The 22,366-nt window shown below is 62.4% G+C and carries 24 protein-coding genes; 9 read left to right on the forward strand and 15 right to left on the reverse strand.

Annotation, left to right across the window (positions count from 1 at the left end):
- Positions 1-70: 70 nt before the first annotated feature.
- The 6 genes from LB556_RS20590 (at position 71) to LB556_RS20615 (ending at position 6,741) form a co-directional block, all read left to right on the forward strand.
- Positions 71-2,632 carry an FAD-dependent oxidoreductase gene (locus tag LB556_RS20590; protein WP_224569566.1) on the forward strand — a complete coding sequence of 854 codons (2,562 nt, stop codon included), beginning with the start codon at positions 71-73 and terminating at the stop codon, positions 2,630-2,632.
- A 94-nt stretch (positions 2,633-2,726) separates the two neighbouring features.
- A complete protein-coding gene (locus LB556_RS20595) occupies positions 2,727-3,572 on the forward strand; it encodes a DUF1194 domain-containing protein (protein WP_224569567.1) in 846 nt (281 codons plus the stop codon).
- Positions 3,573-3,661: 89 nt separating this feature from the next.
- Complete coding sequence (locus LB556_RS20600) at positions 3,662-4,003, forward strand: peptidase inhibitor family I36 protein (protein ID WP_224569568.1); 342 nt, start codon at positions 3,662-3,664, stop codon at positions 4,001-4,003.
- A 163-nt stretch (positions 4,004-4,166) separates the two neighbouring features.
- Positions 4,167-5,117 (forward strand): ABC transporter substrate-binding protein, encoded by a 951-nt coding sequence (locus LB556_RS20605; RefSeq protein WP_224569569.1) that lies wholly within the window; start codon positions 4,167-4,169, stop codon positions 5,115-5,117.
- Between the two features lie 68 nt (positions 5,118-5,185).
- Positions 5,186-5,959 carry an ABC transporter permease gene (locus LB556_RS20610; RefSeq protein ID WP_224569570.1) on the forward strand — a complete coding sequence of 258 codons (774 nt, stop codon included), beginning with the start codon at positions 5,186-5,188 and terminating at the stop codon, positions 5,957-5,959.
- Entirely contained in the window at positions 5,956-6,741 is a 786-nt protein-coding gene (locus tag LB556_RS20615; RefSeq protein WP_224569571.1) for an ABC transporter ATP-binding protein, read from the forward strand. Before LB556_RS20610 ends, LB556_RS20615 begins: the two co-directional genes overlap by 4 nt.
- A 79-nt stretch (positions 6,742-6,820) precedes the next feature.
- On the opposite strand, the gene LB556_RS20620 is transcribed toward LB556_RS20615, so the two are convergent.
- The 3 genes from LB556_RS20620 to LB556_RS20625 all read right to left on the reverse strand — a co-directional run bounded on the left by LB556_RS20620 (position 6,821) and on the right by LB556_RS20625 (position 8,845).
- A complete protein-coding gene (locus LB556_RS20620) occupies positions 6,821-7,759 on the reverse strand; it encodes a GlxA family transcriptional regulator (protein ID WP_411908600.1) in 939 nt (312 codons plus the stop codon).
- A gap of 406 nt (positions 7,760-8,165) precedes the next feature.
- A complete protein-coding gene (locus LB556_RS31655) occupies positions 8,166-8,300 on the reverse strand; it encodes a hypothetical protein (protein WP_127281166.1) in 135 nt (44 codons plus the stop codon).
- A gap of 359 nt (positions 8,301-8,659) precedes the next feature.
- Positions 8,660-8,845 carry a hypothetical protein gene (locus LB556_RS20625; protein WP_224569573.1) on the reverse strand — a complete coding sequence of 62 codons (186 nt, stop codon included), beginning with the start codon at positions 8,843-8,845 and terminating at the stop codon, positions 8,660-8,662.
- Positions 8,846-9,064: 219 nt separating this feature from the next.
- Here LB556_RS20625 and LB556_RS20630 point away from each other — a divergent pair, with 219 nt between their 5' ends.
- Positions 9,065-9,964, forward strand: coding sequence for a LysR substrate-binding domain-containing protein (locus LB556_RS20630; protein ID WP_224569574.1), 900 nt, complete (start codon positions 9,065-9,067; stop codon positions 9,962-9,964).
- Between the two features lie 29 nt (positions 9,965-9,993).
- On the opposite strand, the gene LB556_RS20635 is transcribed toward LB556_RS20630, so the two are convergent.
- The 4 genes from LB556_RS20635 to LB556_RS20650 form a co-directional block, all read right to left on the reverse strand.
- Positions 9,994-10,962, reverse strand: a complete 969-nt coding sequence (locus LB556_RS20635) for an alpha/beta hydrolase (protein ID WP_224569575.1) — start codon at positions 10,960-10,962, stop codon at positions 9,994-9,996.
- 28 nt (positions 10,963-10,990) lie between these two features.
- Positions 10,991-11,191, reverse strand: coding sequence for a hypothetical protein (locus LB556_RS20640; RefSeq protein ID WP_224569576.1), 201 nt, complete (start codon positions 11,189-11,191; stop codon positions 10,991-10,993).
- Entirely contained in the window at positions 11,191-11,376 is a 186-nt protein-coding gene (locus LB556_RS20645; protein WP_224569577.1) for a hypothetical protein, read from the reverse strand. The genes LB556_RS20640 and LB556_RS20645 overlap by 1 nt, the downstream gene beginning before the upstream one ends.
- 188 nt (positions 11,377-11,564) lie before the next feature.
- Positions 11,565-13,634, reverse strand: a complete 2,070-nt coding sequence (locus LB556_RS20650; RefSeq protein ID WP_224569578.1) for an ASKHA domain-containing protein — start codon at positions 13,632-13,634, stop codon at positions 11,565-11,567.
- A gap of 89 nt (positions 13,635-13,723) precedes the next feature.
- Here LB556_RS20650 and LB556_RS20655 point away from each other — a divergent pair, with 89 nt between their 5' ends.
- Positions 13,724-13,966 (forward strand): hypothetical protein, encoded by a 243-nt coding sequence (locus tag LB556_RS20655; protein WP_224569579.1) that lies wholly within the window; start codon positions 13,724-13,726, stop codon positions 13,964-13,966.
- Between the two features lie 79 nt (positions 13,967-14,045).
- Here the strand turns inward: LB556_RS20655 and LB556_RS20660 are convergent, their stop codons facing one another.
- The 8 genes from LB556_RS20660 to LB556_RS20695 all read right to left on the reverse strand — a co-directional run bounded on the left by LB556_RS20660 (position 14,046) and on the right by LB556_RS20695 (position 20,486).
- The gene (locus tag LB556_RS20660; RefSeq protein WP_224569580.1) at positions 14,046-15,020 is read right to left on the reverse strand and encodes a methyltetrahydrofolate cobalamin methyltransferase; all 975 of its coding nucleotides are present in this window, start codon (positions 15,018-15,020) and stop codon (positions 14,046-14,048) included.
- A gap of 81 nt (positions 15,021-15,101) precedes the next feature.
- A complete protein-coding gene (locus LB556_RS20665; RefSeq protein ID WP_224569581.1) occupies positions 15,102-16,193 on the reverse strand; it encodes a methylenetetrahydrofolate reductase in 1,092 nt (363 codons plus the stop codon).
- Positions 16,190-16,783 (reverse strand): methylenetetrahydrofolate reductase C-terminal domain-containing protein, encoded by a 594-nt coding sequence (locus tag LB556_RS20670; protein WP_224569582.1) that lies wholly within the window; start codon positions 16,781-16,783, stop codon positions 16,190-16,192. The genes LB556_RS20665 and LB556_RS20670 overlap by 4 nt, the downstream gene beginning before the upstream one ends.
- The gene (locus LB556_RS20675; protein WP_224569583.1) at positions 16,776-17,078 is read right to left on the reverse strand and encodes a virulence factor; all 303 of its coding nucleotides are present in this window, start codon (positions 17,076-17,078) and stop codon (positions 16,776-16,778) included. Before LB556_RS20675 ends, LB556_RS20670 begins: the two co-directional genes overlap by 8 nt.
- Before the next feature lie 188 nt (positions 17,079-17,266).
- Positions 17,267-18,049: a formyl transferase gene (locus LB556_RS20680; RefSeq protein ID WP_224569584.1), complete on the reverse strand. Its 783-nt coding sequence runs from the start codon at positions 18,047-18,049 to the stop codon at positions 17,267-17,269.
- Between the two features lie 102 nt (positions 18,050-18,151).
- Positions 18,152-18,727 (reverse strand): DUF4893 domain-containing protein, encoded by a 576-nt coding sequence (locus LB556_RS20685; RefSeq protein ID WP_224569585.1) that lies wholly within the window; start codon positions 18,725-18,727, stop codon positions 18,152-18,154.
- A 326-nt stretch (positions 18,728-19,053) separates the two neighbouring features.
- A complete protein-coding gene (locus LB556_RS20690) occupies positions 19,054-19,683 on the reverse strand; it encodes a DUF1638 domain-containing protein (RefSeq protein WP_224569586.1) in 630 nt (209 codons plus the stop codon).
- A 104-nt stretch (positions 19,684-19,787) separates the two neighbouring features.
- Entirely contained in the window at positions 19,788-20,486 is a 699-nt protein-coding gene (locus LB556_RS20695; RefSeq protein WP_140701704.1) for a corrinoid protein, read from the reverse strand.
- A 290-nt stretch (positions 20,487-20,776) separates the two neighbouring features.
- Between LB556_RS20695 and LB556_RS20700 the strand changes: the two genes are divergently transcribed.
- Complete coding sequence (locus tag LB556_RS20700) at positions 20,777-22,351, forward strand: trimethylamine methyltransferase family protein (RefSeq protein WP_224569587.1); 1,575 nt, start codon at positions 20,777-20,779, stop codon at positions 22,349-22,351.
- The last annotated feature ends 15 nt before the right edge of the window (positions 22,352-22,366 follow it).

Below are 22,366 nucleotides of genomic sequence, written 5' to 3' on the forward strand. Positions count from 1 at the left end.
CGCCTGCATATTGTGCGCCGATCAAACGGGCGCCGACGCCGCCCGCAGCAGCATTCTGGAGTCGCGGGCAATGGCAGAGTTTCCGAAAAAGGCGAAGGTCGTCATTATTGGCCTCGGCGGCATTGTCGGCGCATCGATCGCCTATCATCTGATCGAACGCGGCTGGGACGACATTGTCGGCATCGACAAGTCGGGCATCCCGACCGATATCGGCTCGACCGCGCACGCGTCGGACTTCTGCTACACCACCAGCCATGACTTCCTGTCCTGCTGGACGACGCTCTATTCCATCGATTTCTACGAGAAGATGGGCCACTATGCGCGCGTCGGCGGCCTTGAGGTCGCCCGTGTCGGCGATGACGGCCGCATGGACGAGATCAAGCGCAAGATCGCCTCGGCCAAGGCTTTCGGCACGCGCGCGCGCCTGGTCGAACCCGACGAGATCAAGGAAAAATTCCCGCTGATCGAACAGGATCTTGTGCAAGGCGGCCTTTGGGATCCGGACGCCGGCCTCGTCATCCCGCGCTCGCAGACCGTTGCCGGCAAGCTGGTCGACCAGGCGGAAGCCTCCGGCAAGCTCAAATCCTTCGCCAACACGCCGGCGAAGTCGCTTGTCGTCAAGGACGGCCGCATCAGCGCCGTGGTGACCGACCGCGGCACGATCGAGGCGGATTATGTCATCGTCTGCGCCGGCATCTGGGGCCGGCTGATCGCCGAGATGGTGGGCGAGGATCTGCCGGTCATGCCGATCGACCATCCGCTGACCTTCTTCGGCCCGTACACCGAGTTCGCCGGCACGGGCAAGGAGATCGGCTGGCCGCTGCTGCGCGACCAGGGTAATTCCGCCTATATGCGCGACACCGGCGACCCGAAGACCGCCGAGGGCGGGCAGATCGAATGGGGCTACTACGAGGAGACCAATCCACGTCTTTGCCACCCGCGCGATCTTCTGGAGAAGGATCAGGCGCGGCTGTCGCCATCGCAGCGCGATCTGGACATGGAGCAGATCCTGGCGCCGCTCGAGCGCGCCATGGAACTGACGCCGATCCTCGGTGAACTCGGCTACAATGAAAGCCATTCCTTCAACGGCCTGCTGCAAGTGACCGCCGATGGCGGTCCATCGATGGGCGAGAGCCAGAAGGTGAGGGGCCTTTGGTATGCCGTCGCCATCTGGGTGAAGGATGGCCCCGGCATGGGCAAGCTGATCGCCGACTGGATGACCGACGGCCGCACCGGGATCGACCACCACGCGATCGACTATGCGCGCTTCTATCCGCACCAGACGAAGGAACAATTCATCTGGGATCGCTGCACCGAGACCGCGATGAAGGTCTACAATCCGGCGGTGCATCCGCGCGAACCCTTCTCCAAGGGCCGCAACATCAGGCGCTCGCCATTCTGGGAGCGCGAGAAGGAACTCGGCGGCTACTTCATGGAACTGGGCGGCTGGGAGCGTGCCCATGGCTATGCCGCCAACGAGCATCTGCTTGAAAAGTACGGCAACCGTGTGCCGGTGCGCGAGAACGAATGGGACAACCGCCATTTCTGGCGCGTCTCCAACGCAGAGCATCTGGCGATGAGCGAGGATTGCGGCATCGTCAACCTCTCGCATTTCTCGATGTATGACATCGAAGGCCCCGACCACGTGGCGCTGCTGGAATGGCTGTGCGCGGCCAAAATCGGCGGCGACAACAATATCGGCAAGGGCATCTACACCCACTTCCTCGATGAGGAAGGCATGGTGCGGGCGGACTTCACCGTGATCCGCATGGCCGACCGCTGCCGGCTGATCGACGGCGCCGACGCCGGACCGCGCGACTTCCGTTACATGCAGCGCACGGCGCAGGACAAGGGGTTCGACGTCACCATCACCGACGTCACCGAGAAATACGTCACCATCGGCATCTGGGGGCCGAACGCACGGACGACCTTGCAGAAGGTGGTCGAAAACCCGGATGGGCTTTCACCTGACAATTTTCCTTTCGCGGCAATCAAACCGGTCAGGATCGGCGGCAAGGATGTAACCGCATTCCGCATCTCTTATGTCGGCGAACAGGGCTGGGAGCTACATATGCGCTACGAGGATGGCCTGGCCGTCTGGGACGCGCTGCGCTCGACCGGCGTCATGCCGTTCGGCGTCGAGACCTATGCCAACACACGCCGCATGGAAAAGAGCCTGCGGCTGCAGAACGCCGACCTCTTGACCGAATACAATCTGCTGGAAGCCGATCTCGCCCGTCCCAAGGTCAAGGAGAATGATTTCTGCGGCAAGGCCAAGCATGTGGAGTATCGCGAACGCGCGCATCAGCCCGCCATGCTGTGCACGCTGGTGATGACCGAGAACACGGATTCCAAGGGTGTTGCCCGTTATCCGGTGGGCATCATGCCGGTGATGGACCCCGAGAGCGGAGAAACGCTGGTCGACGAACTCGGCCGTCGCTCCTTCACCACATCGGTCGCCTATGGCCCGACGATCGGCAAGAACATCGCGCTCGCCTATCTGCCGTGGGCCTATGCCCAGGAGGGCCGCAAGCTCAAGGTCGAGTATTTCGGCGAGACATATCCGGTCGAAGTCGCCGGCGTCGGCTACAAGCCGCTTTATGACCCGGAGAATCTCAAGCCGCGCAGCTGAGCCTCGCCACGAATCGCGCGCGCGTTTTGGATGAGCCCGACCCAGGTCGGGCTTTTCTCTTTTTCAGCAACCGGTTCTGGCTCACCCTTGCGGCATGTCTGCTTTTGCACCTGCAAGACATCTGCTTTCGAGCGCCGTCGCGTTGGCGGTTATGATCTGGTCGGGGGGATCCCGCGCGGACGAGCCGGTCGATGTCGAACTGGTGCTGGCGGTCGACGTTTCGCTGTCGATGTCGGCGGAGGAGCTCGAGATCCAGCGCCATGGCTACGCGGCGGCGCTGACGCATGACAATGTACTGCGGGCGATCGCCGATGGCGCTTATGGCAAGATCGCCGTCACCTATGTCGAATGGGCCGGCACCACGTGGCAACGCGTCATCGTTCCCTGGACCGTCATCGCAACCCGGGCCGACGCGGAGCGGGTGGTGGCGCAATTGTCGGCCCAGCCGCCCAACAGCGCACGGCGCACCTCGATCTCCGGTGCGCTGGAGTTCGGCAGCGACCTTTTCGCGGAAAGCGGCTACCGGGGGACAAAGCGTGTCATCGACATTTCCGGGGACGGACCCAACAACCAGGGCGCACCCGTCGATATCATCCGTGACGGGGTAGTCAGGCAAGGCATCGTCATCAATGGCCTGCCGCTGATGACCCGGGGCGGCTTGTCCGGTGTCTATGACGTCAGCGATCTCGACCGTTACTACAGCGACTGCGTCATCGGCGGCCCCGGCGCCTTCATGATCCCGGTCAACGACTGGACACAATTTCCCGAAGCCATCCGCCGCAAGCTGGTGCTGGAACTCGCCGGCCCGGGATCGCCGCGATGGGCGGCGGAAGAGGCTGACCATCCGCCGGTGCTGCTGGCGCAGGACAGGACCGCCGCCGACTGCCAGATCGGCGAGAAAATGTGGCGCAACCGCACCTGGATGCCCGACAGCCGATAGGGCAATTCCCAAGAACGGCAAGGATTGGCAAAACAACCGGACCGCGCTATCCAGCCCGTGGGGCCACGGTCGAACCGAGGAGACATCAGATGAAACGCCTTGCCATCCTGGCGGCTGTCGCGTCCGTAATTTTTGTCGACAGCGCCAGCGCTCAGTACAACGACCAGCCCGCCTGCGTCATGTTCGAGCATGTGAATTTCCGCGGGCGGTCGATCGAGATGCAGGCCGATGATTCGGTCAGTTTTCGCGGCGGCCAGTTCTGGAATGACCGGGTGTCGTCGGTCTTCGTTCGCCGCGGCTGCAGCCTCATTGCCTATGAGGATGCGCGAATGGGCGGCCGTTCGATCGAGATCAGGCGCAGGGCCCGTCAGCTTGGGGACTACTGGAACGACCGCATCTCGTCGGCCGAGTGCGTCTGCGACGGTTATTGAAGCCATTCCGGATTTCAGGCGGCCGCTGCTCATTGCGGCAGTTGGCCGCCGCCCGCTTGTATCTGAGGCGCCAGCCCGCATACGCATCACCAGCCTGTTGATTGACAAGCCGATTGGCGTCTGTGAGACAATTCTCCCGAGATAAAACAAAAGGGGAGCTCACATGAACAGGATCGCCGTTTTTGCCGCAACATTGACGCTTGCCGCCGGACTGTCCGCGCCGGTGATGGCCGCCACATCGGTCACCATCGGCATCAGCGGATGGACCGGATTCGCGCCGCTGACGCTTGCCAAGCACGCAGGGCTATTCGAGAAGCATGGCCTCGACGTGACCTTGAAGAAGGTGCCTCAGGCCAGCCGCCCGCTCGCCATCGCCAGCGGCGACCTCCAATGCGCCGCCACCACGGTCGAAACCTGGCTGGTCTGGAACGCCAGCGGGGTGACCACCAAGCAGATATTCCAGCTCGACAAATCCTATGGCGCCGACGGTATCGTCGCGCGCAATGACATCAAGACCGTCGCCGATCTCAAGGGCAAGACTGTCGCGTCCTCGGCGCCGGGCACGTCGCCCTATTTCCTGCTCGCCTGGGTGCTGAACAAGAACGGCATGTCGACCAAGGACGTTACGGTCGTCAATCTTGAGCCGGATGCGGCCGCACAGGCCTTCCTTGCCGGCCAGAACGATGCGGCAGTCACCTACGAACCCTTCATCTCGGCCGTACGCGACAAGCCCGACCAGGGCCATATCCTGGCGACCACGCTCGACTATCCGATGGTTCTCGATACGGTCGGCTGCACGCCCGAATTCCTCAAGGCCAATCCCGACGCCGCCAAGGCGCTGGCCGACAGCTATTTCGACGCGCTCGACCTGATCAAGAAGGATCCACAGAAGTCCTACGAGATCATGGGTGCCGACGTGAAACAGTCGGCCAAGGAATTCGAGGATTCGGCGAAGTACCTGAAATGGGCCGACAAGGCCGACAACAAGCAATTCTTCACCAAGGAATTCCAGGACTTTTCCAAGACCGCCGGCGATCTGCTGCTGCAGATGGGGCTGATCAAGGAGGCGCCCGACGTCACCACGCTGGCCGACACCAGCGCCGTGGCGAATTGACGGTTCAAACCCTGGATACGGTGCGGTGGCGCACAGCGCCGCCGCTTTCCTGCTGAAAAAGGACGAAGATGCGCCCCTTGCATCCGGTCTCGCCGCGCCTGCGAACAGTGCTCGGCATTTCTTTCTTCGTGCTGTTCGTGACCTTCTGGGCCTGGATCACGCTTGGCGGCCACGTCAACCGCATCTTCCTCGCCGACCCGCTGTCGATGCTCAAGGACGGCTGGCGGCTGCTGGTCGAGGACCGTTTCTGGCTCGACATATTGATCACCATCTGGCGGGTCTTCGGCGGCTTTGTGCTGGCCTCGGTCGTCGCCGTGCCGCTCGGTATCGCCATGGGCGCCTGGAAGCCGGTGGAAGCCTTCCTGGAGCCCTTTGTCTCCTTCGCCCGCTACCTGCCGGCCTCAGCCTTCATTCCGCTGCTCATCCTTTGGGCCGGCATTGGCGAACTGGAAAAACTGCTCGTCATCTTCGTCGGCTCGGTGTTCCAGATCATCCTGATCATCGCGGTCAAGGTCGGGTCGACGCGGCGCGACCTGGTCGAGGCGGCCTATACGCTGGGTTCGGCCAACAATGGCATCGTCAGGCGGGTCATCATGCCGGCCAATGCGCCTGAGATCGCCGAGACGCTGCGGCTGGTGCTCGGCTGGGCGTGGACCTACGTCATCGTTGCCGAACTGATCGGCTCATCCTCAGGCATCGGCTATATGATCATCAACAGCCAATCGCGGCTGGCGACCGGACAGATCATCTTCGGCATCATCGTCATCGGCCTGATCGGGCTGTTGTCCGATTTCGCCTTCAAGGCCTTCAACCGCTGGCTCTTTCCGTGGAGCCTGGCGTGAGCAAGCTTCTCATCGAGGGCGTCTCGCGCACATTCGCCGGCGTGCGCGGTGGGCAGCCGGTCAGGGCGCTGATGCCGGTCGACCTGGCTGTCGCCGCCAATGACTTCATCACCATTCTGGGGCCGTCGGGCTGCGGAAAGTCGACGCTGCTGAGGATCGTCGCCGGCCTGGAGGCGCCAAGCGAAGGCCGCGTGCTGCTCGACGGCAAGGCCGTGACTCGGCCGGGACCGGATCGCGGCATGGTCTTCCAGTCCTACACGCTGTTCCCGTGGCTGACGGTCGCCGAAAACATCGCCTTCGGCCTGCGTGAGCGCGGCATGGCTGAAAAGGAACGGGATGGGATCGTTGCCTCCTATGTCGACCTCGTCGGGCTGAAGGGATTCGAGAACCATTGGCCGAAGCAGCTTTCCGGCGGCATGCAGCAACGCACCGCAATTGCGCGGGCGCTCGCGAACGATCCGGAGATTCTCCTGTTGGACGAGCCCTTCGGGGCGCTCGACAACCAGACGCGCGGGCTGATGCAGGAATTGCTGCTCGGCATCTGGGAGCGCCGCAAGAAGACGGTGCTGTTCGTCACCCATGATATCGAGGAGGCGATCTTCATGGCCTCGCGTGTGATCGTGATGACGGCGCGGCCCGGCAGCATCAAGTCGGACGTCGTTGTCGAGCTGCCGCATCCACGCCACTACACGTTGAAAACCAGCCCGGAATTCTCGGCGCTGAAGGCGCGGCTGACGGAGGATCTCCGGGTCGAAGCGATACGGACGGCAGACGCGCACTAGAGTTGGATGATTTCAGGTCGAGTCGACCTAAATCTCAATCCGTCTGATAGCTCGGTCGTCTGCGCGTGGTGGTCTGGGATCACGCGGCCAGCAGCTGCTTGCGGTCGACGCGCTCCTGCTGCGGCGAGCGGGCGTAGAGTTCGCGGTAGCATTTGGAGAAATGCGAGGCCGAGACGAAGCCGCAGGCGACCGCAACCTCGACCACCGGCATCGACGACTGGATCAGCAGGTGCCTGGCGCGGTCGAGGCGGATTTCGAGATAGTAGCGGGCAGGCGAGCGTCCCATCTCTGTCCGGAACAGGCGCTCGATCTGGCGGCGCGACAGGTCGACATGGTCGGCGATCTCGATCAGCGACAGCGGCTCGGAGAGATTGGCCTCCATCAGCTCGATGATCGTCAGCACCTTCGAATTCTGCACGCCAAGGCGGGCACGCAGCGGCAGGCGCTGACGGTCGGTCGGGCTGCGCACGCGGTCGGTCAGCACCTGCTCGCACACACGGTTGACGAGGTTCTCGTCGAAATCGTCGCCGATCAGTTTCAGCATCATATCAAGTGCCGCGGTGCCGCCGGCGCAGGTGTAGATGTTCTGGTCGATCTCGAAGAGGTCGGCAAAGACGTTGGCCTTCGGGAAGGCTTCGGAAAAGCCCGGCAGGTTTTCCCAATGGATGGCGCAGCGCTTGTTCGACAACAGGCCGGCGGCGGCGAGGATATGCGCGCCGGTGCACAGGCCGCCGACGGCGACGCCGCGATTGTACTCTTCGCGCAGCCAGGCGAAGGCCGACTTGTTCTGGTAGCGCTCGACATTGGTGCCGCTACAGACGATGGCCATATTGGGCCGTTCCGGGCCCGCCATCTTCTTGCGTTCCTCCTCCAGCGAGGTGTTGACGGCGCATTCGACGCCGTTGGAGGCGCTCACTGGCTTGCCGTCAATGCTGGCAAGGCGCCAGCGATAGGCCTCATAGCCGAGCATCCGGTTGGCGGAGCGCAGCGGGTCCAGCGCGGTCGCAAAAGCGATCATGGTGAAATCGGGGATAAGGAAGAATACAAACGACCGCTTGATCGGATGCTTGACGGCGTTCACGGGGAACCTCACCTGGCCATGACGCGAACAGGATGTCGCGAATAGCATAGCGACATCAGGAAAAACCATTCCTGTCAATTGGGTAGACGGCTTTGGAAAGATTAAATTTGCGACATGGGTCGCAAATGGGCAATTGCCGTTTGGTGTTGTTCAAGAACCAGGTCGCGGAAAGGCGATGGAAGCGCAACAAGACAAACGCCGCCTCGGCGGAAGCCGAAGCGGCGGCAGTCAACCCTCAAGCCCGTGGCAGGGAGCGCGGCTCTGGAGGTACTCTGTACTTTTCTTAGCGCTAAGCGGCTCCGGGCGGAAAGCCGTTACACATTCTTCCCGGAACTGCTGTAATTCAGGCGACGAAGCCGAGGCGCGCGGCAGCCATGGCGCCAGTCTGGCCAGGCATGGTCTTGGCAAGGCGCTGACGCTCGAGAGCCGTGGTCAGGTTCATTTCGCGGCGGGCGAAGAGGCGTGCAAAAAGCTTCATGATCATCTCCAATCGGTTGCTCAGACGGGTCGCCTTCGCTTGATGGAGTGGGGCAGCTCGTTTGCTGACGGTGATATAGGCTTGTGTGAGCGGAAACTAAATCGCAAAAGCGAAGCGCTTGATATGAAAAGCGACATCAAATGCGACAGGTCGCGATGGCGCTCCTGGAATTATCCTTTGTTTACATGGGGATAGTCCAGAAGTGGAGGTGCTATGCGGCTTGTTCATATGCGCCATGCAGCCGCAGCATGGCTCTTCAAATCATTTGAATACAAGTAAAGCGACAAGCAACGTCCTAAAAACGAGAAGGCCTGCCGGGCGGACTGCGCGGCAGGCCTTCAGCACTGGGTACACACGATCTACTTTGCTCCAGCCCAGGATCCGACGCCGTTGCGGATGCCGCTCTTGGTGTCGGCAGCTTCAGGCCAGCCAATATCCTTCTGCAGTTCGATCGGCAGGGAGCGGATCGCGCGTTCGGTCTGGTAGCGGGCGCGGGCTGCGTTGAATTCGGTCGCGATGCGACCGAGGGATGACAGGATAGACATTTCGATCTCCTTTGCTGCGGCGCGGGAGGCGCCGGCAATGCGTTACGTCAGGTCTGTTTCAGCTTCATTACATGTCGAATGCAGGTCTGCGTCGTGGTCGTTTGGTGACCGCTTTTGGCAGCATGCTGCTTCGATGGAGTTGACTATGCTCCTGATCTGATGTTCAATCAAACGAAATGGAATGATGTTTTGTATCAGAAAAATTGAAGGCTGATCGCCATGAACGCCCCAATCAATCATCCGCTGCCGCTGCTCGACCTCGACGTTCTGCGCACTTTCGTGGCGATTGCCGAAACCGGCAGCTTCACCACCGCGGCCAATGCCGTGTTCCGCACGCCGTCGGCTGTCTCCATGCAGATCAAGAAGCTGGAGGACATTCTCGGCCGCTCGGTGTTCGCGCGCGACGCGCGTTCGGTGACGCTCACCACCGATGGCGAGATGCTGCTCGGCTATGCCCGCCGGCTTTTGTCGATCAACCGCGAGGTTGTTTCGAAATTCATCATTCCCGACATTGTCGGCGTGGTCCGGCTGGGCTCACCGGACGACTATGGCGAGCGCGTGCTGCCGCATGTGCTGAAGCGCTTCGCGCAGTCGCATCCCTCGATCGCCGTCGACGTCACCATCGACCAGAGCAGCAATCTGCGCCGCCGCATGGACGATCGGGCGCTCGACATCACGCTGTTGACGAATTCCTACAAGACCAGCGCGCTCGGCGCCGAGGTGCTTTTGACCGAGCCGATCGTCTGGGCCGGCGCCAAGGGCGGCTGCGCGCATCTGCGCGAACCCTTGCCGGTTTCGCTGTGGGAGGAGGGCTGCGCCTGGCGGGCCGGCGCGCTCGAAGCGCTGGGGCGTGAAGGGCGCAACTATCGCGTCGCTTACATGAGCGCCCATACAGCCGGCCAGCGCGCCGCCATCATGGCGGATCTCGCGGTGGCGCCACTACCGCGCTCGTTCCTGGGCAATGACATGGTCGAACTCTGCCCGAAGGATGGCATGCCCGATATCGGCACTTACAATCTTGCCATGGTGGTGGCGCCGGACGCCAGCGCGCCGGTCAAGGCCGTCGCCGACCACATCCGCGCGACCTTCGAGGCGTTTAGGGAAACCGGGAAGTTCTGATCACAGCTGGATTGGAGGCTTTCCGGAGCCTATTCCGCTGCCGGCGCAGATTGCCAACCTGTACCCGCGGCACGACGTTTTTCGGTATGGCCGCGCCAGCCTTGTGGGCGGCCTTCCTCTAGAAATGCGGCCATGCGCTGGCGCGCCCGCCGGGATTCCGGCATGTCGATCAATGGCCAGACGTGGAACATGCCTTCCTCGTAGACGACGTCGACCTCGACGCCCGCGGCTCGCGCCTTTTCGGCGAAGATCAGATTGTCCGGACTGAGCATGTCGTGCGACCCCGTCAGAAGCAGTGTCTTCGGCAGAACGGAGAGATCGCCGTAAAGCGGGCTGATATGCCAGTCGGTGCGATCGATGCCGGCACTGTACATCCGGATCGCCTCCAGGCCGCCGGCAATGCCGAGCCAGGGATCTTTGCCCTCGGCCTCGAACACTTCCGGATTGGCGAGCGACATGTCGAGACCGGGCGAGATCAGCACATGGCGCGACGGCAGCGCCAATCCTTCCTCGGCGGCCATCATGGTCAGCACCACGGCCATGTTGCCGCCGGCTGAATCGCCCATGAAGATGATGTCGCCCGGCTCCGTCTCGTCGAGCATGCGACGATAGACATCGCCGACCATACCGAACATGGCGTGGAAGTCATGCTCGGGGGCGATGGGGTAGATCGGAACGGTGACGGCATAGCCGAGCCGGTCGGCCATGTCTGCAATCAGATGCCAATGATAGGGCGTGATTTCAAAGACATAGGCGCCACCATGCAGGTAGAGAATCCGCTTGCGCTCTCCGGCCCTGGGGCTGATTTCATAGACCGGAAAGCCGTCCACGGTGCGCGTCTGGATGTCGAAACGCTGTTGCAGCGCGGCCGGCGGATGGTGATCCTCGGTTTTGCGCGCGGCAGCAATCCAGCGCCGCAGATTTTCTGGGCTGGAAAACGCCTTCTTGCGGCTGTGCCTCAGCACGAAGGAAACGAAGTGGCTTTTCAAACTGGGCATGCGGATACACGAACTCGGCTGCAGCCGACTAAGAGAATTTCCCTTCTTTTGCGAAGATCGTGCGCTTGGCAAAAATGTCAAGATTTACGATGTGTCCACACGGCGGTGTGATCCGCGCCGCAGTCACCGGCATGGCAAAAGTGGCGCGCAGCCGGTTGCTGGTCACCGCCGGGGGCATGCGAGATCCCCGGCGGATGCCGAGCAGTTTGCATTTTTCTGCGAATGTCATCAGCGCGTGGTGCCCAGTAGCAGCGAAGCGAGCGTTGCCTGCGGATCGGCCGGTGGTGAAGCCGGCCAGCCAATATCCTTCTGGACATGCGCTGGCAGGTTGTTCAACGCGCGGATCGCCTTGTTCCTGGCGTGGGCCTGCCTGATGGTGGAACCAAAGCGGCCGAGATTTCCAAACACCGACATTTTCATCTCCTTTCAAGAAATGCGGCAGCCCGGGATTGCCCGCGGCCGCCGCTCGACGCCCGCTAAATGCGTCACTCATGTATCGGAGGGATTTCACGAAAACAGCGTTTCGGTTTCCGGATCGGGAGATCCGGAAACATTTGCATGCAAATGAGATTGAAGGTTTAGGCCGTCCTGTGAAGGCAGCTCTATTCGCGCCCACGCCTTGCCGCGTGGCCTTCGCGCGAGCGCCGGCGCGGGGCGGCGTCGCCGGCGACGCCGTCCTCGCTCACCGTCTTGCGAGGCGGCAACTTCACCGCCGCCGACAGTTTCGGGAACGGGTCGACCTTGTTGGGCAGCGCCATGGCGTAGACGAAATGCTCCTGGAATTTTGGCTCCAGCGCCGTTTCGATCTTCTCGATCTGGCTCACCGTCTCCTCGATCTCGCGGCGATAGCCGCGATTGAGCAGCGCCATGCGAGCGCCGGCGCCGGCGGCGTTGCCGACGGCCGAGACCTTGTCGAGATCGCAATCGGGGATCAGGCCCAGCACCATGGCGTATTTCGGATCGATAAAGGAGCCGAAGGCGCCAGCGAAATGGATGCGGTCGACATGCTCGGTGTTCTGCTTTTCCATCAACAGTTTGGTGCCGGCATAGAGCGCCGCCTTGGCAAGCTGGATGGCGCGCACGTCGGTCTGGGTGATGGTGATCTTCGGCTCGCCTTCCTTCAGCACATAGGAGAAGGTGCGGCCGTTGGCGACGACGCGCGGCGAGCGCGCGGCGAGCGATCCGTCGACGACACCATCCTCTGAGATGATGCCGGCGAGATACATTTCGGCGACGATCTCAATGATGCCGGAGCCGCAGATGCCGGTGACACCGGTCGCCTGCACGCTGTCGAGGAAGCCGGGTTCGTCCGACCACAGGTCCGAGCCGATGACGCGATATTTCGGCTCCAGCGTGTCGGGATCGATGCGCACGCGCTCGATGGCGCCGGGCGCCGCACGCTGGCCGCCGGAGATTTCGGCGCCCTCGAAGGCCGGGCCGGTGGGCGAGGAGGCCGCCACGACACGGGTCCTGTTGCCAAGCACGATCTCGGCATTGGTGCCGACGTCGACGATCAGCATCATCTCGTCCTGGCGATGCGGACCTTCCGACAGGGTGACGGCAGCCGCGTCGGCGCCGACATGGCCGGCGATACAAGGCAGCATGTAGAGGCGCGCGCCCTGGTTGAGCTTGAGGCCGATATCGGATGCCTTGATGCGCACGGCGCCGGAGACGGCGAGCGCGAAGGGCGCGCCGCCGAGCTCGGTCGGATCGATGCCGAGGAACAAATGATGCATGATCGGATTGCCGACGAAGACGGAATCCAGGATGTCGTTGCGCTGGACGTTGCCTTCCGCGCAGACCTTGTCGACGAGGCCCGAGATAGCCTCGCGCACCGCAACCGTCATGCCTTCGCGGCCGTCCGGGTTCATCATCACATAGGAAACGCGGCTCATCAGATCCTCGCCGAAGCGGATCTGCGGGTTCGATGTGCCGGACGATGCGGCGACGCGACCCGACAGCAGCGACACCAGATGCATGGCGATGGTGGTCGAGCCGATGTCGCAGGCGAGCCCATAGGCCTCGTTCTTGAGACCCGGCCACAGCGCGATGACGCGCGCTATGTCGCTGTCGGCATCCTTGTGGATGGCGGCGGTCGCGGTCCAGTTGCCCTTGCGCAATATGCCCTGCACCTGCGGCAGCAGATAGAAGTCGAATTCGAGGTTCTTGAAGCCCCAATCCTTCATCAGCGCGATCTTGAGCCGGTCGAGATCGCCCAGCGGCTTGTGCATGTCGGGCTCTTCGATCTCGACATAGCACATGCGAATGGCCGTATCGCGGGCGATGACCCTGGTGTCGGCATCCTTGCGGATGGTCTGCGCGTTGATGACGGTATCCTGCGGCACGTCGATGACGAGGTCGCCGAGGATCTGCGCCGAGCAGGAGAGGCGGCGCCGTTCGGGCAGGCCGCGCACGCGCTCGTAACGCTCTTCCTTGGGGCCTTTGGCCGAGATGTGGTCGTTTGAGGAGGTGATCTTGTGCTTGGCGAAATTGCCTTCCTGCACCTCGATCTGGCAGCGCCCGCATGTAGCGCGTCCGCCGCACACGCTTTCGACATAGACGCCGAGCTGGCGCGCGGCGTCGAGCACCGGCGTGCCGACAGGGAAGCGCCCGCGCTTGCCCGACGGCATGAACAGCACGAGCGGATCGGTAATGTTGGCAGGCGAGTTCATACTTGCACGCGTCTCGGTAAGGATTGCCGATCCCATTTAACGGATCGTTTCATTATTGGGCGGAGTGTCTGATGGTCCAGAGGCCAATCATGCCCGATTTCCTGATGTCCGGCATATTCACCGCTTTTACCATGGTGCGCCTGCTCAAGGGCCCATGGCTGCGCAATCCGCAATACCTGGCCACCGGAATTCTCGGCGCGATTGGCGCGGCGATGCTGCTCCACGGCTTCCGGCCCGCTTACGACGATGATCTCATCATAGGCGGCGTGACGGGCATATTCGGATCTTGGGCGGGAATGGCGTTGTTCGACGCCATATTGGGGTTGTCCTGAACGCAACGCAGGCCTATCCGGTCGCATCGGTGATGCGATCGGCTCGGCATGGGTTGCGGTCCGTTTCACGATTGCGCGCTTATCCCCTGCCCATACGAGCTTCACGGCCACCGCGGCGGCGGCCACCATTGCCGCCGCCTTCGCCCGGCGCGTTGACCGCGGTCGGAGCGGCAACGGCCTGGCCGCCTTCAGCGGGCTTGTAGTCCTTGTAGGTACGGATCCAGTTGGTGCAGTTCTCGTCGGTGCCGTTCAGCACATTGGCGCCGCGCACGGCTTCCATTTCCTGCGGACGCACCGGGTTCATGATCGCCGAAGTCATGCCTGCGCCGATCACCATCGGGATGAAGGCGGCGTTGATGCCGTGACGGTGCGGCAGGCCGAACGAGATGTTGGAGAGGCCGCAGGTGGTGTTGACCTTGAGCTCTTCGCGCAAACGGCGCAGCAGGGCGAACACCTGGCGGCCGGCATCGCCAAGCGCACCGATCGGCATGACCAGCGGGTCGACGACAACGTCGTGCGCCGGAATGCCGAAATCTGCGCAGCGCTCGACGATCTTCTTGGCGACGGCGAAGCGCACGTCCGGATCCATCGAGATGCCGGTCTCGTCATTGGAGATGGCGACGACCGGGACATTGTATTTCTTGATCAGCGGCAGGATGGCTTCGAGCTTTTCTTCCTCGCCGGTGACGGAGTTGACCAGCGGGCGGCCCTTGGCGACCTTCAGCGCCGCCTCGATCGCAGCGGTGACCGACGAGTCGATCGACAGCGGCAGGTCAACCAGGCCCTGCACGATTTCAAGCGTCTGCACCAAAAGGCCAGGTTCGGTCTCGTTCGGGTTGACCGAGGTGACGCCGGCATTGACGTCGAGCATGGTGGCGCCGCAGGCGGCCTGCTCCAGAGCGTCCTTGATGACGGTCTCGAAATTGCCAACCACCATCTCGGCGGCGAGCTTCTTGCGGCCGGTCGGGTTGATGCGTTCGCCGATCACGCAGAAGGGCTGGTCGAAGCCGATGATGATTTCGCGCGTCGCCGAGGCGACAATGGTCCGGGTCATGAATTCTCTCCGCCGTGATATAAAGATTTCTTTATATCGTTATCTGATTTCGTTCAAGCGATTGGTGTCGTTCCCCCGCGTTCAATGCGCGGTCTTCACCATATCCACCTGGGTTTCGGTAATCTCGTCGTGCAGGATCCGGTCCAGCCGGTCGGCGACCATCTGATCGTCGCGACGGATCTCACGCTTCCATGGCTGGCGGCCCTTCAGAACGCCCGATTCATCGACGATCTCGGCGACATACTCCTCCTGGCGGTAGGCCATCACATGGATGCCAGAGACGCCGCGAATTTCCTTCACCTCGTTGATGATGTCGATGCAGAGCTGCTTGCCTTCCTTCTTCTGATCCTGGGCACCTTCCAACCGCTTGATGACGGCGTCAGGGATATGGATGCCCGGCACGTTGGAGCGGATCCATTTTGCCGTCTTGGCGGAAGCGAGCGGGCCGACGCCGCACAGGATGAAGACCTTTTCGGTGTGGCCGAGATCGCGGGCCTTCTGCATGAAGGTCTTGAACATCGGGACGTCGAAGCAATACTGCGTCTGCACGAACTGCGCGCCGGCGGCGATCTTCTTGCCGAGATGGATCGGACGAAAGTCGAAGGGCGGCGCGAACGGATTGACGGCAGCGCCGAGGAACAGTTGCGGCGGCGTCGTCAGCTTGCGGCCGGACAGGAACTTGCCGTTGTCACGCATGATGCGGCAGGTCTCCAGCAGCGACATGGAGTCGAGGTCGAACACCGGCTTGGCGCCCGGCTGGTCGCCGGCCTGCACGCCGTCTCCGGTCAGGCACAGCATGTTGGCGACGCCCATTGCAGCACCCCCCAGCACGTCGCCCTGGATGGCGATGCGGTTCTTGTCGCGGCAGGCGATCTGCATGATCGGCGCATAGCCCATGCGGGTCAGAAGTGCGCAGATGCCGACCGACGACATGTGGCAATTGGCGCCGGACGCATCGACGGCGTTGATGGCGTCGACCCAGCCGTCGAAGATTTTCGCCCTGTTGTACACATCCTCGGGATCGGCGCTGTCGGGCGGGTTGAGTTCGGTCGTCACCGCGAACTCGCCGCGTCTCAGCACCCGCTCCAGCCGGCCGCGCGAGGTGTGGCCGGGCAGGGGATCGAGCGGCAGATGGATGCCGGCCGGATTTTCGTCGGGCTGGCGACCGATCATGCGGAAGCTCCGGTCTTGGCGGAGGCGGCTTCACGGGCTGCCGCGGCCTGGGCGGTCACCCGCAGCCAGGCCGAGGTTTCGCGCAACGACTGATCGACCGGCTTCTGCACGGTGAGGATCCTGTCGGAGTTGACCATGTTCTGCGAACCCTCCCATGCCTTGACCCAGACGCAGGGCATATCGGGCTCGACCTCGCAATTGCCGTTGGCGCGCACGCCGCCGCACGGGCCGTTGCGCAACTGCTTGGGGCAGTTCATCGGACACGACATGCCGGTCGAGGACAGGATGCATTGACCGCACATGCGGCAGTCGAACATGAAGCCCTTGACGCGCTTTTCGACGAACTTGATTGGAGCTTCGACGCGACCGTAGCCGATGCCCTTCCACAAGGGATGCAGCAGCAAGAAGGTGTCGGCGAAGCGGGCGTAGAACCATTCGAGCAATCGCGAGTGCCGGATAGACCATAATCTCACCGCGAAGGAGCGCTGCACGCGGCGCTGCGGCGAGACGTCGGCCGGTTTATAGTCGGATTTCGGCGCTGCCTTCTTGACCAGCGTTGCCTGGGTAACCGCCGGGTTCTCGTCAGACATTTTCTTTTCCGCCCGCCTTGACCAGAGCGACCAGCCGCTCGCGGTCGTATCTCGCGTCAAGCTCCAGGAACGCCTTTTCGACCTCGGCTTCGAGATCGTCACCGACCGGAACCGGATCGGCCTTGCGCCATTCGGCGAGATAATCGTCGGTGCCACCGGCGCCGGTGCGCATGGCGCACATGTCGATCGCCTCGGTGAAGCGCAATGGCAGTTCGCGCTTGGCGTTCTGCCGACCTTTCCGGACGATGACCTGGGCAGGGATGTCGCGCCAGTATACGACGATAAGATCGGCCATGAATTCTCGCTCCTCGATCCGCGAGCATTGCCGCAAGCGCAGTTGGCCCGCTTGTTATGGGACGACGCGCGCGCATTCAAAAGCGACGCATTTGGATGTCGTAAAATGAAAGGTGCGCTTATTCGTTTCCGGCGTGTGCCGGCGGCATCCTCGACGCGCCGGAAATGCCATTGCGAATGGAGCCTGTGCTACCAGATGCCGGTTCTCAATCCTGTCCAGACATAGAACCAGATCGTTGGGTGGTACCACTGTTTCGACGGCAGGCCCGGATCGAACGTCGCGAGTTTTCCGGCCAGCGCGTCACTGACAGCCTCGACGCAGATGTCGCGCGAAAACGCCGCCTGGCGCAGCGCATAGCTTGAGATGGTGTCGCCTTGTTTCGGCTTGCCACGCGCCTGCTTCAGCACACCGCCAGTGTCGACTCCTGCATCGACCAGGTGCACGGTTGAGCCGAAATTCCCGGCATCGCCGGAAACCAAGGCCCAATAGCCACCGTTCATGCCGCGATATTTCGGCGTGATGCCGGCATGATAGTTGAGCACCGGACAAGGCATTTTGCCCAGCATTTCCCTGGAAATCAGCCGGCAGCCGTTCAGCAGCACGACACCGGGCTTGATCGTCTCGATCGCCCGCAGGCATTCCGGCCCGTCGGCGGATGCCACAGGGACGATGACCTGGCCCTGCCGCGGTTCGGTTTCAAGCTTCTCCTCGGCAATCAACCGGGCGGCGTGTTTGACATTGACCCGTTTGCCCAGCCTGCTCAGCACCATCGTGCCGAACTGGCCCATGGCGGAGATCCAGCCCTGGCGTCGGGCGCGGCCGCGCAGCAATTGTTTCTTAGCTTCAGGGATTTCGAGGACGACGCTGACGGGGCCGACGCGGTCGGCGAGGTCGTTGATCATGGCCCAGACGTGCGCGCCGCCACCGGTGACGACTACAATCGGTCGCGGATTGGATTCCGACGCTGCCATCGATCTTGCCATGCTCCAAGGACCCGCTGATGAGGGCCGGACCTTAGGGCAGGCGGGTTAATCCTTGGTATGCCGCGAGCCTGCCGAGGCATGAAGACCGGGTCAGCGCTTGAACTCCATGATGTCGAGCTTCGATTCGTAATAGGGCGCGGGGAATTCGATGCGCCATTCCTTGGCGCTGTTGCGGAAGGCGTAACCGACCTGGTCGGTTTGCGGGCCGCTGCCATAGGGCTTTGCCCGGTCGTCGTTGACAGAGCCTGAGCCAAGATAGATCGAGCGCTTGTCGCCGTCGTCGAAGAAGCGGCCCTGCGTGCGCTGCGAGCCGCTGATCTTTTGCAGCCGCCAGCCGGAGCCATCATCGGTTACCCTGCATTTGAACCAGCCGTAGATGACGAGCGGGCTGAGCCCGCCGACCTTGATCGTGCGGCACCGCCAGTTGCCGGTGAGGTTCTTGTCGGAGAAGGCGACCAGCGGCTTGGCCAGCAGCGCGTCGAGCTGCCTGATCTCGGCGGGGTTGCCCGCCTTTGCCTCGGCGAGTGCCGCCTTGCGGGTGTCGCCATATTTGTCGAGCCGCGCCTTGTCGGCGGCAGTGATCAGTTTCTGCACTTGACCGTCGGCAAGAGCGGGCAAGGTGCAGCAGAGCAGGCCGACAACGGCAAGCAACGGGCGGAGTTTCATCACGGGATTCCCTGTTTTTGTCTGGAACGGCGCCGCTGCCGCCTGGCGCATAACTTACCGGGTCCCTGGCGCCTGTCATCCGTGCTTAACAGCGTCACGGTCAGAAATTCACGGTGTGACGAATGCGAGTCTTGCTTACGGGGTCGTCGGGTTGGCTGGGAAGCGCCTTGGCGCCACTCCTGCGTGCGCAAGGGCTGGACGATGTTTTCCTCGATCGATCGGGTCTATGACGCGTCGCGGGCGAAGGACAGGCTGGGTTTTGCCTGCAGGACGAATTTTGCCGACGTGCTGGCGGCGCTGGCGGCCGAAGAGGGGAGCTGAAGCCGTCAGGCGTTCGCGGCCGCCCGCGCCAGCCCCTGCGTCAGGTCGCCAAAACCGGTGGAGCGGCGCTCGTATGCGAGGCCTAGCAAGGCGGCGGCCTTTTCCGCGACCTTGTCGAGTTCCGGATCGTCGGTCTGGGCGAGATAGATCAGCTTCTGGTAATTGCCGAAATAGTCCTTGATCAGCTCCGGGTGTTTGTCGAGGCCGAGCGGCTTCATGAAGAAGGCGTCGAACTGACGGCACAGGAAGTCCGTCATGTAGAACGACATCATGTCGTCGTCGCCGACCTTGTCGTAGGCTTCCATGCCTTGATAGAAGGCGAAGCAATGCGGGCCGGCCATGCGCTCGACGCCATGCTTCTCAAGGACCCGGTCAAGCAGGCCGCCAGTGCCGCAATCGGCATAGCCCACGAAGATGTGCTCGTATCCCTCTGCCTTGGCCTTTGCGATCGCCTTGTCCATGGCCGGCGCGATGCGGTCGGGATAGAAATGAAATTCCGCCGGGAGGCAGGTCAGTTCGAGATGATCGAGCTTAAGTTGCTCCTTCACGGCCAGGACTTCGCGCGCGATCATCCCGCAGGCAATGACCAAAAGCCTGCCTGCTTGAGTCGATTGCGTTTTCTGCACCTTGGCCATGATTTCAGCTGAACCGGCTTTCGTTGCCGCAGTCCGTCCCTCATCTGGGAACAAAAAAGCCGCGCTGCAAGGCGCGGCTTTTTTGTTCGTCCTGATGCCTTGGATCAGGCCGAAGCGCGCACGTTGTGCTTGCGCTTCATGTAGTCCTTGGCTGTCTCGACCGCCACCGCGGCGTCGCGGCAATAGGCGTCGGCGCCGACGGCCTTGCCGAATTCCTCGTTGAGCGGGGCACCGCCAACCAGCACGACATAGTCGTCGCGAATGCCCTTTTCCTTCATCGTGTCGATGACGACCTTCATGTAGGGCATAGTGGTGGTGAGCAGCGCCGACATGCCGATGATGTCGGGCTGGTGCTGCTCGATCGCATCGAGATATTTCTCGACCGCATTGTTGATGCCGAGATCGATGACGTCGAAGCCGGCGCCTTCCATCATCATGCCGACGAGGTTCTTGCCGATGTCGTGGATGTCGCCCTTGACGGTGCCGATCACCATCTTGCCCTGCTTGGGCGCGCCGGTGGCGGCGAGCAGCGGGCGCAGGATGAACATGCCGGCCTTCATCGCATTGGCGGACAGAAGCACCTCAGGAACGAACAGGATGCCGTCGCGAAAATCCTCGCCGACGATGCGCATGCCTTCGACCAACGCCTCGGTCAGCACCTTGTAAGGCACCCAGCCGCGCTCGAGCAGGATGCGCGTGCCTTCCTCGATCTCTTCCTTCAACCCGTCATAAAGATCGTCGTGCATCTGCTGCACCAATTCGTCGTCGGAAAGTTCAGAAAGGATGATCTCGTCGTCGGACATTTTAATCCAGCTCCTCACGGCATCGCGACGGTGTCGCAAGGCACAAAACAATAGCGCTCATACCTAACCCGCAACGGGCTTGTGTCCATAGCTGATTTGCGACTTCCCGCAAAAGGAAAGCGACTGGAAAATCTATCGGATTTCTTGTCGATTTTGCGACAGGCGTTGGCGCGGACGGGCCGTTTCGAATAGGGTGCATGGCTACGATCCGGCGAAAGCCGCGCCATGCGGCCGCAACGGTTGGGACCAGTCCATATCGAGGCCTGGCCATAATTCAGGGAAGAGCGATCATGAGCGAACACGCGGCAGTCGACCAGGAAGCGTCAAACGCGCGGCGTGGGCGCGGCGCCAGCGGCGGAGCCGCGGCGCGGCGCGCGGCGCGCTCCGGCGGCGGTCCGGGCACCCAGCTCACCTATATCAAGCGCCAGATCGACGTCTATGAGGTGCTCAACGAGGAAGGGCTGGCCCTGATCGAGAAGAACACCGATACGGTGCTCGAGGAAATCGGCATCATCTTCCGCGATGACGCCGAAGCGCTGCAACTGTGGAAAGAGGCCGGCGCCGACGTCAAGGGCGAGCGCGTGCATTTCCCGAAAGGCCTTTGCCGTTCGCTCTTGAAGACCGCGCCCTCCGTCTACACGCAGCATGCGCGCAATTCCGAACGCTCGGTGCAGATCGGCGGCAATGCCACGGTATTCGCGCCGGTCTACGGCCCGCCCTTCGTGCGCGACCTCGATGGTGTCAGGCGCTATGCGACGATCGAGGATTTCCAGAATTTCGTGAAGCTTGCCTATATGGCACCGTCGATCCACCATTCGGGCGGCACGGTGTGTGAGCCGGTCGACGTGCCGGTCAACAAGCGCCATCTCGACATGGTGTACGCCCACATCAAATATTCCGACAAGCCGTTCATGGGTTCGGTGACCGCGCCGGAGCGCGCCGAGGACACGGTGGCGATGGCCAAGCTGGTGTTCGGCGACGACTTCGTCGAGAACAACACGGTTTTGACCAGCCTGATCAACGCCAACTCGCCGATGGTGTTCGACGAAACCATGCTCGGCGCGCTGAAGGTCTATTCGCGGCATAACCAGGCCTGCATCGTCACGCCGTTCATCCTGGCCGGCGCGATGAGCCCGGTGACGGTGGCCGGCACGCTGACGCAGGTCCTGGCCGAAGTGCTGGCCGGTGCCTCTTTCACGCAGCTGATCCGGCCGGGCGCCCCGGTGCTGTTCGGCACCTTCGCCTCGTCGATCTCGATGCAGTCGGGCGCGCCGACCTTCGGCACGCCGGAGCCGTCGCTGGTCTCCTATGGCGCGGCGCAACTGGCACGCCGGCTGGGGCTGCCGTTCCGCACGGGTGGTTCGCTCTGCGCGTCGAAGGTCCCGGACGCGCAGGCGGCCTATGAAAGCGCCAACACGCTGAACTCGACCATTCTTGCCGGCACCAATTTTGTCCTTCATTCGGCCGGCTGGCTCGAGGGCGGGCTGGCGTCCTGCTACGAAAAGTTCATGATGGATATCGACCAGCTCGGCATGCAGCAGAAATTCTGCGAAGGCGTCGACCTCTCGGAAAACGGGCAGGCGATGGACGCCATCCGCCAGGTCGGTCCGGGCAGCCACTATCTCGGCTGCGACCATACCCAGGCCAACTTCCAGACCGCCTTCTACCGCTCGTCGATCGCCGACAACAACTCCTATGAGCAGTGGCTGGCGGAAGGCCAGAAGACCGCGCCGCAGCGTGCCAACGATCTCGCCCGCCGGTGGCTGGAGGCTTACGAGGCGCCGCACCTCGATGAAGGCATCGACGAAGCCCTGAAGGACTTCATCGCCAGGAAGAAGGGGTCGATGCCCGACGCCTTCACCTGAAAGGAGCCCGAGTCA

The organism is Mesorhizobium sp. ES1-4 (assembly GCF_020164745.1).
Lineage (GTDB): Bacteria > Pseudomonadota > Alphaproteobacteria > Rhizobiales > Rhizobiaceae > Mesorhizobium.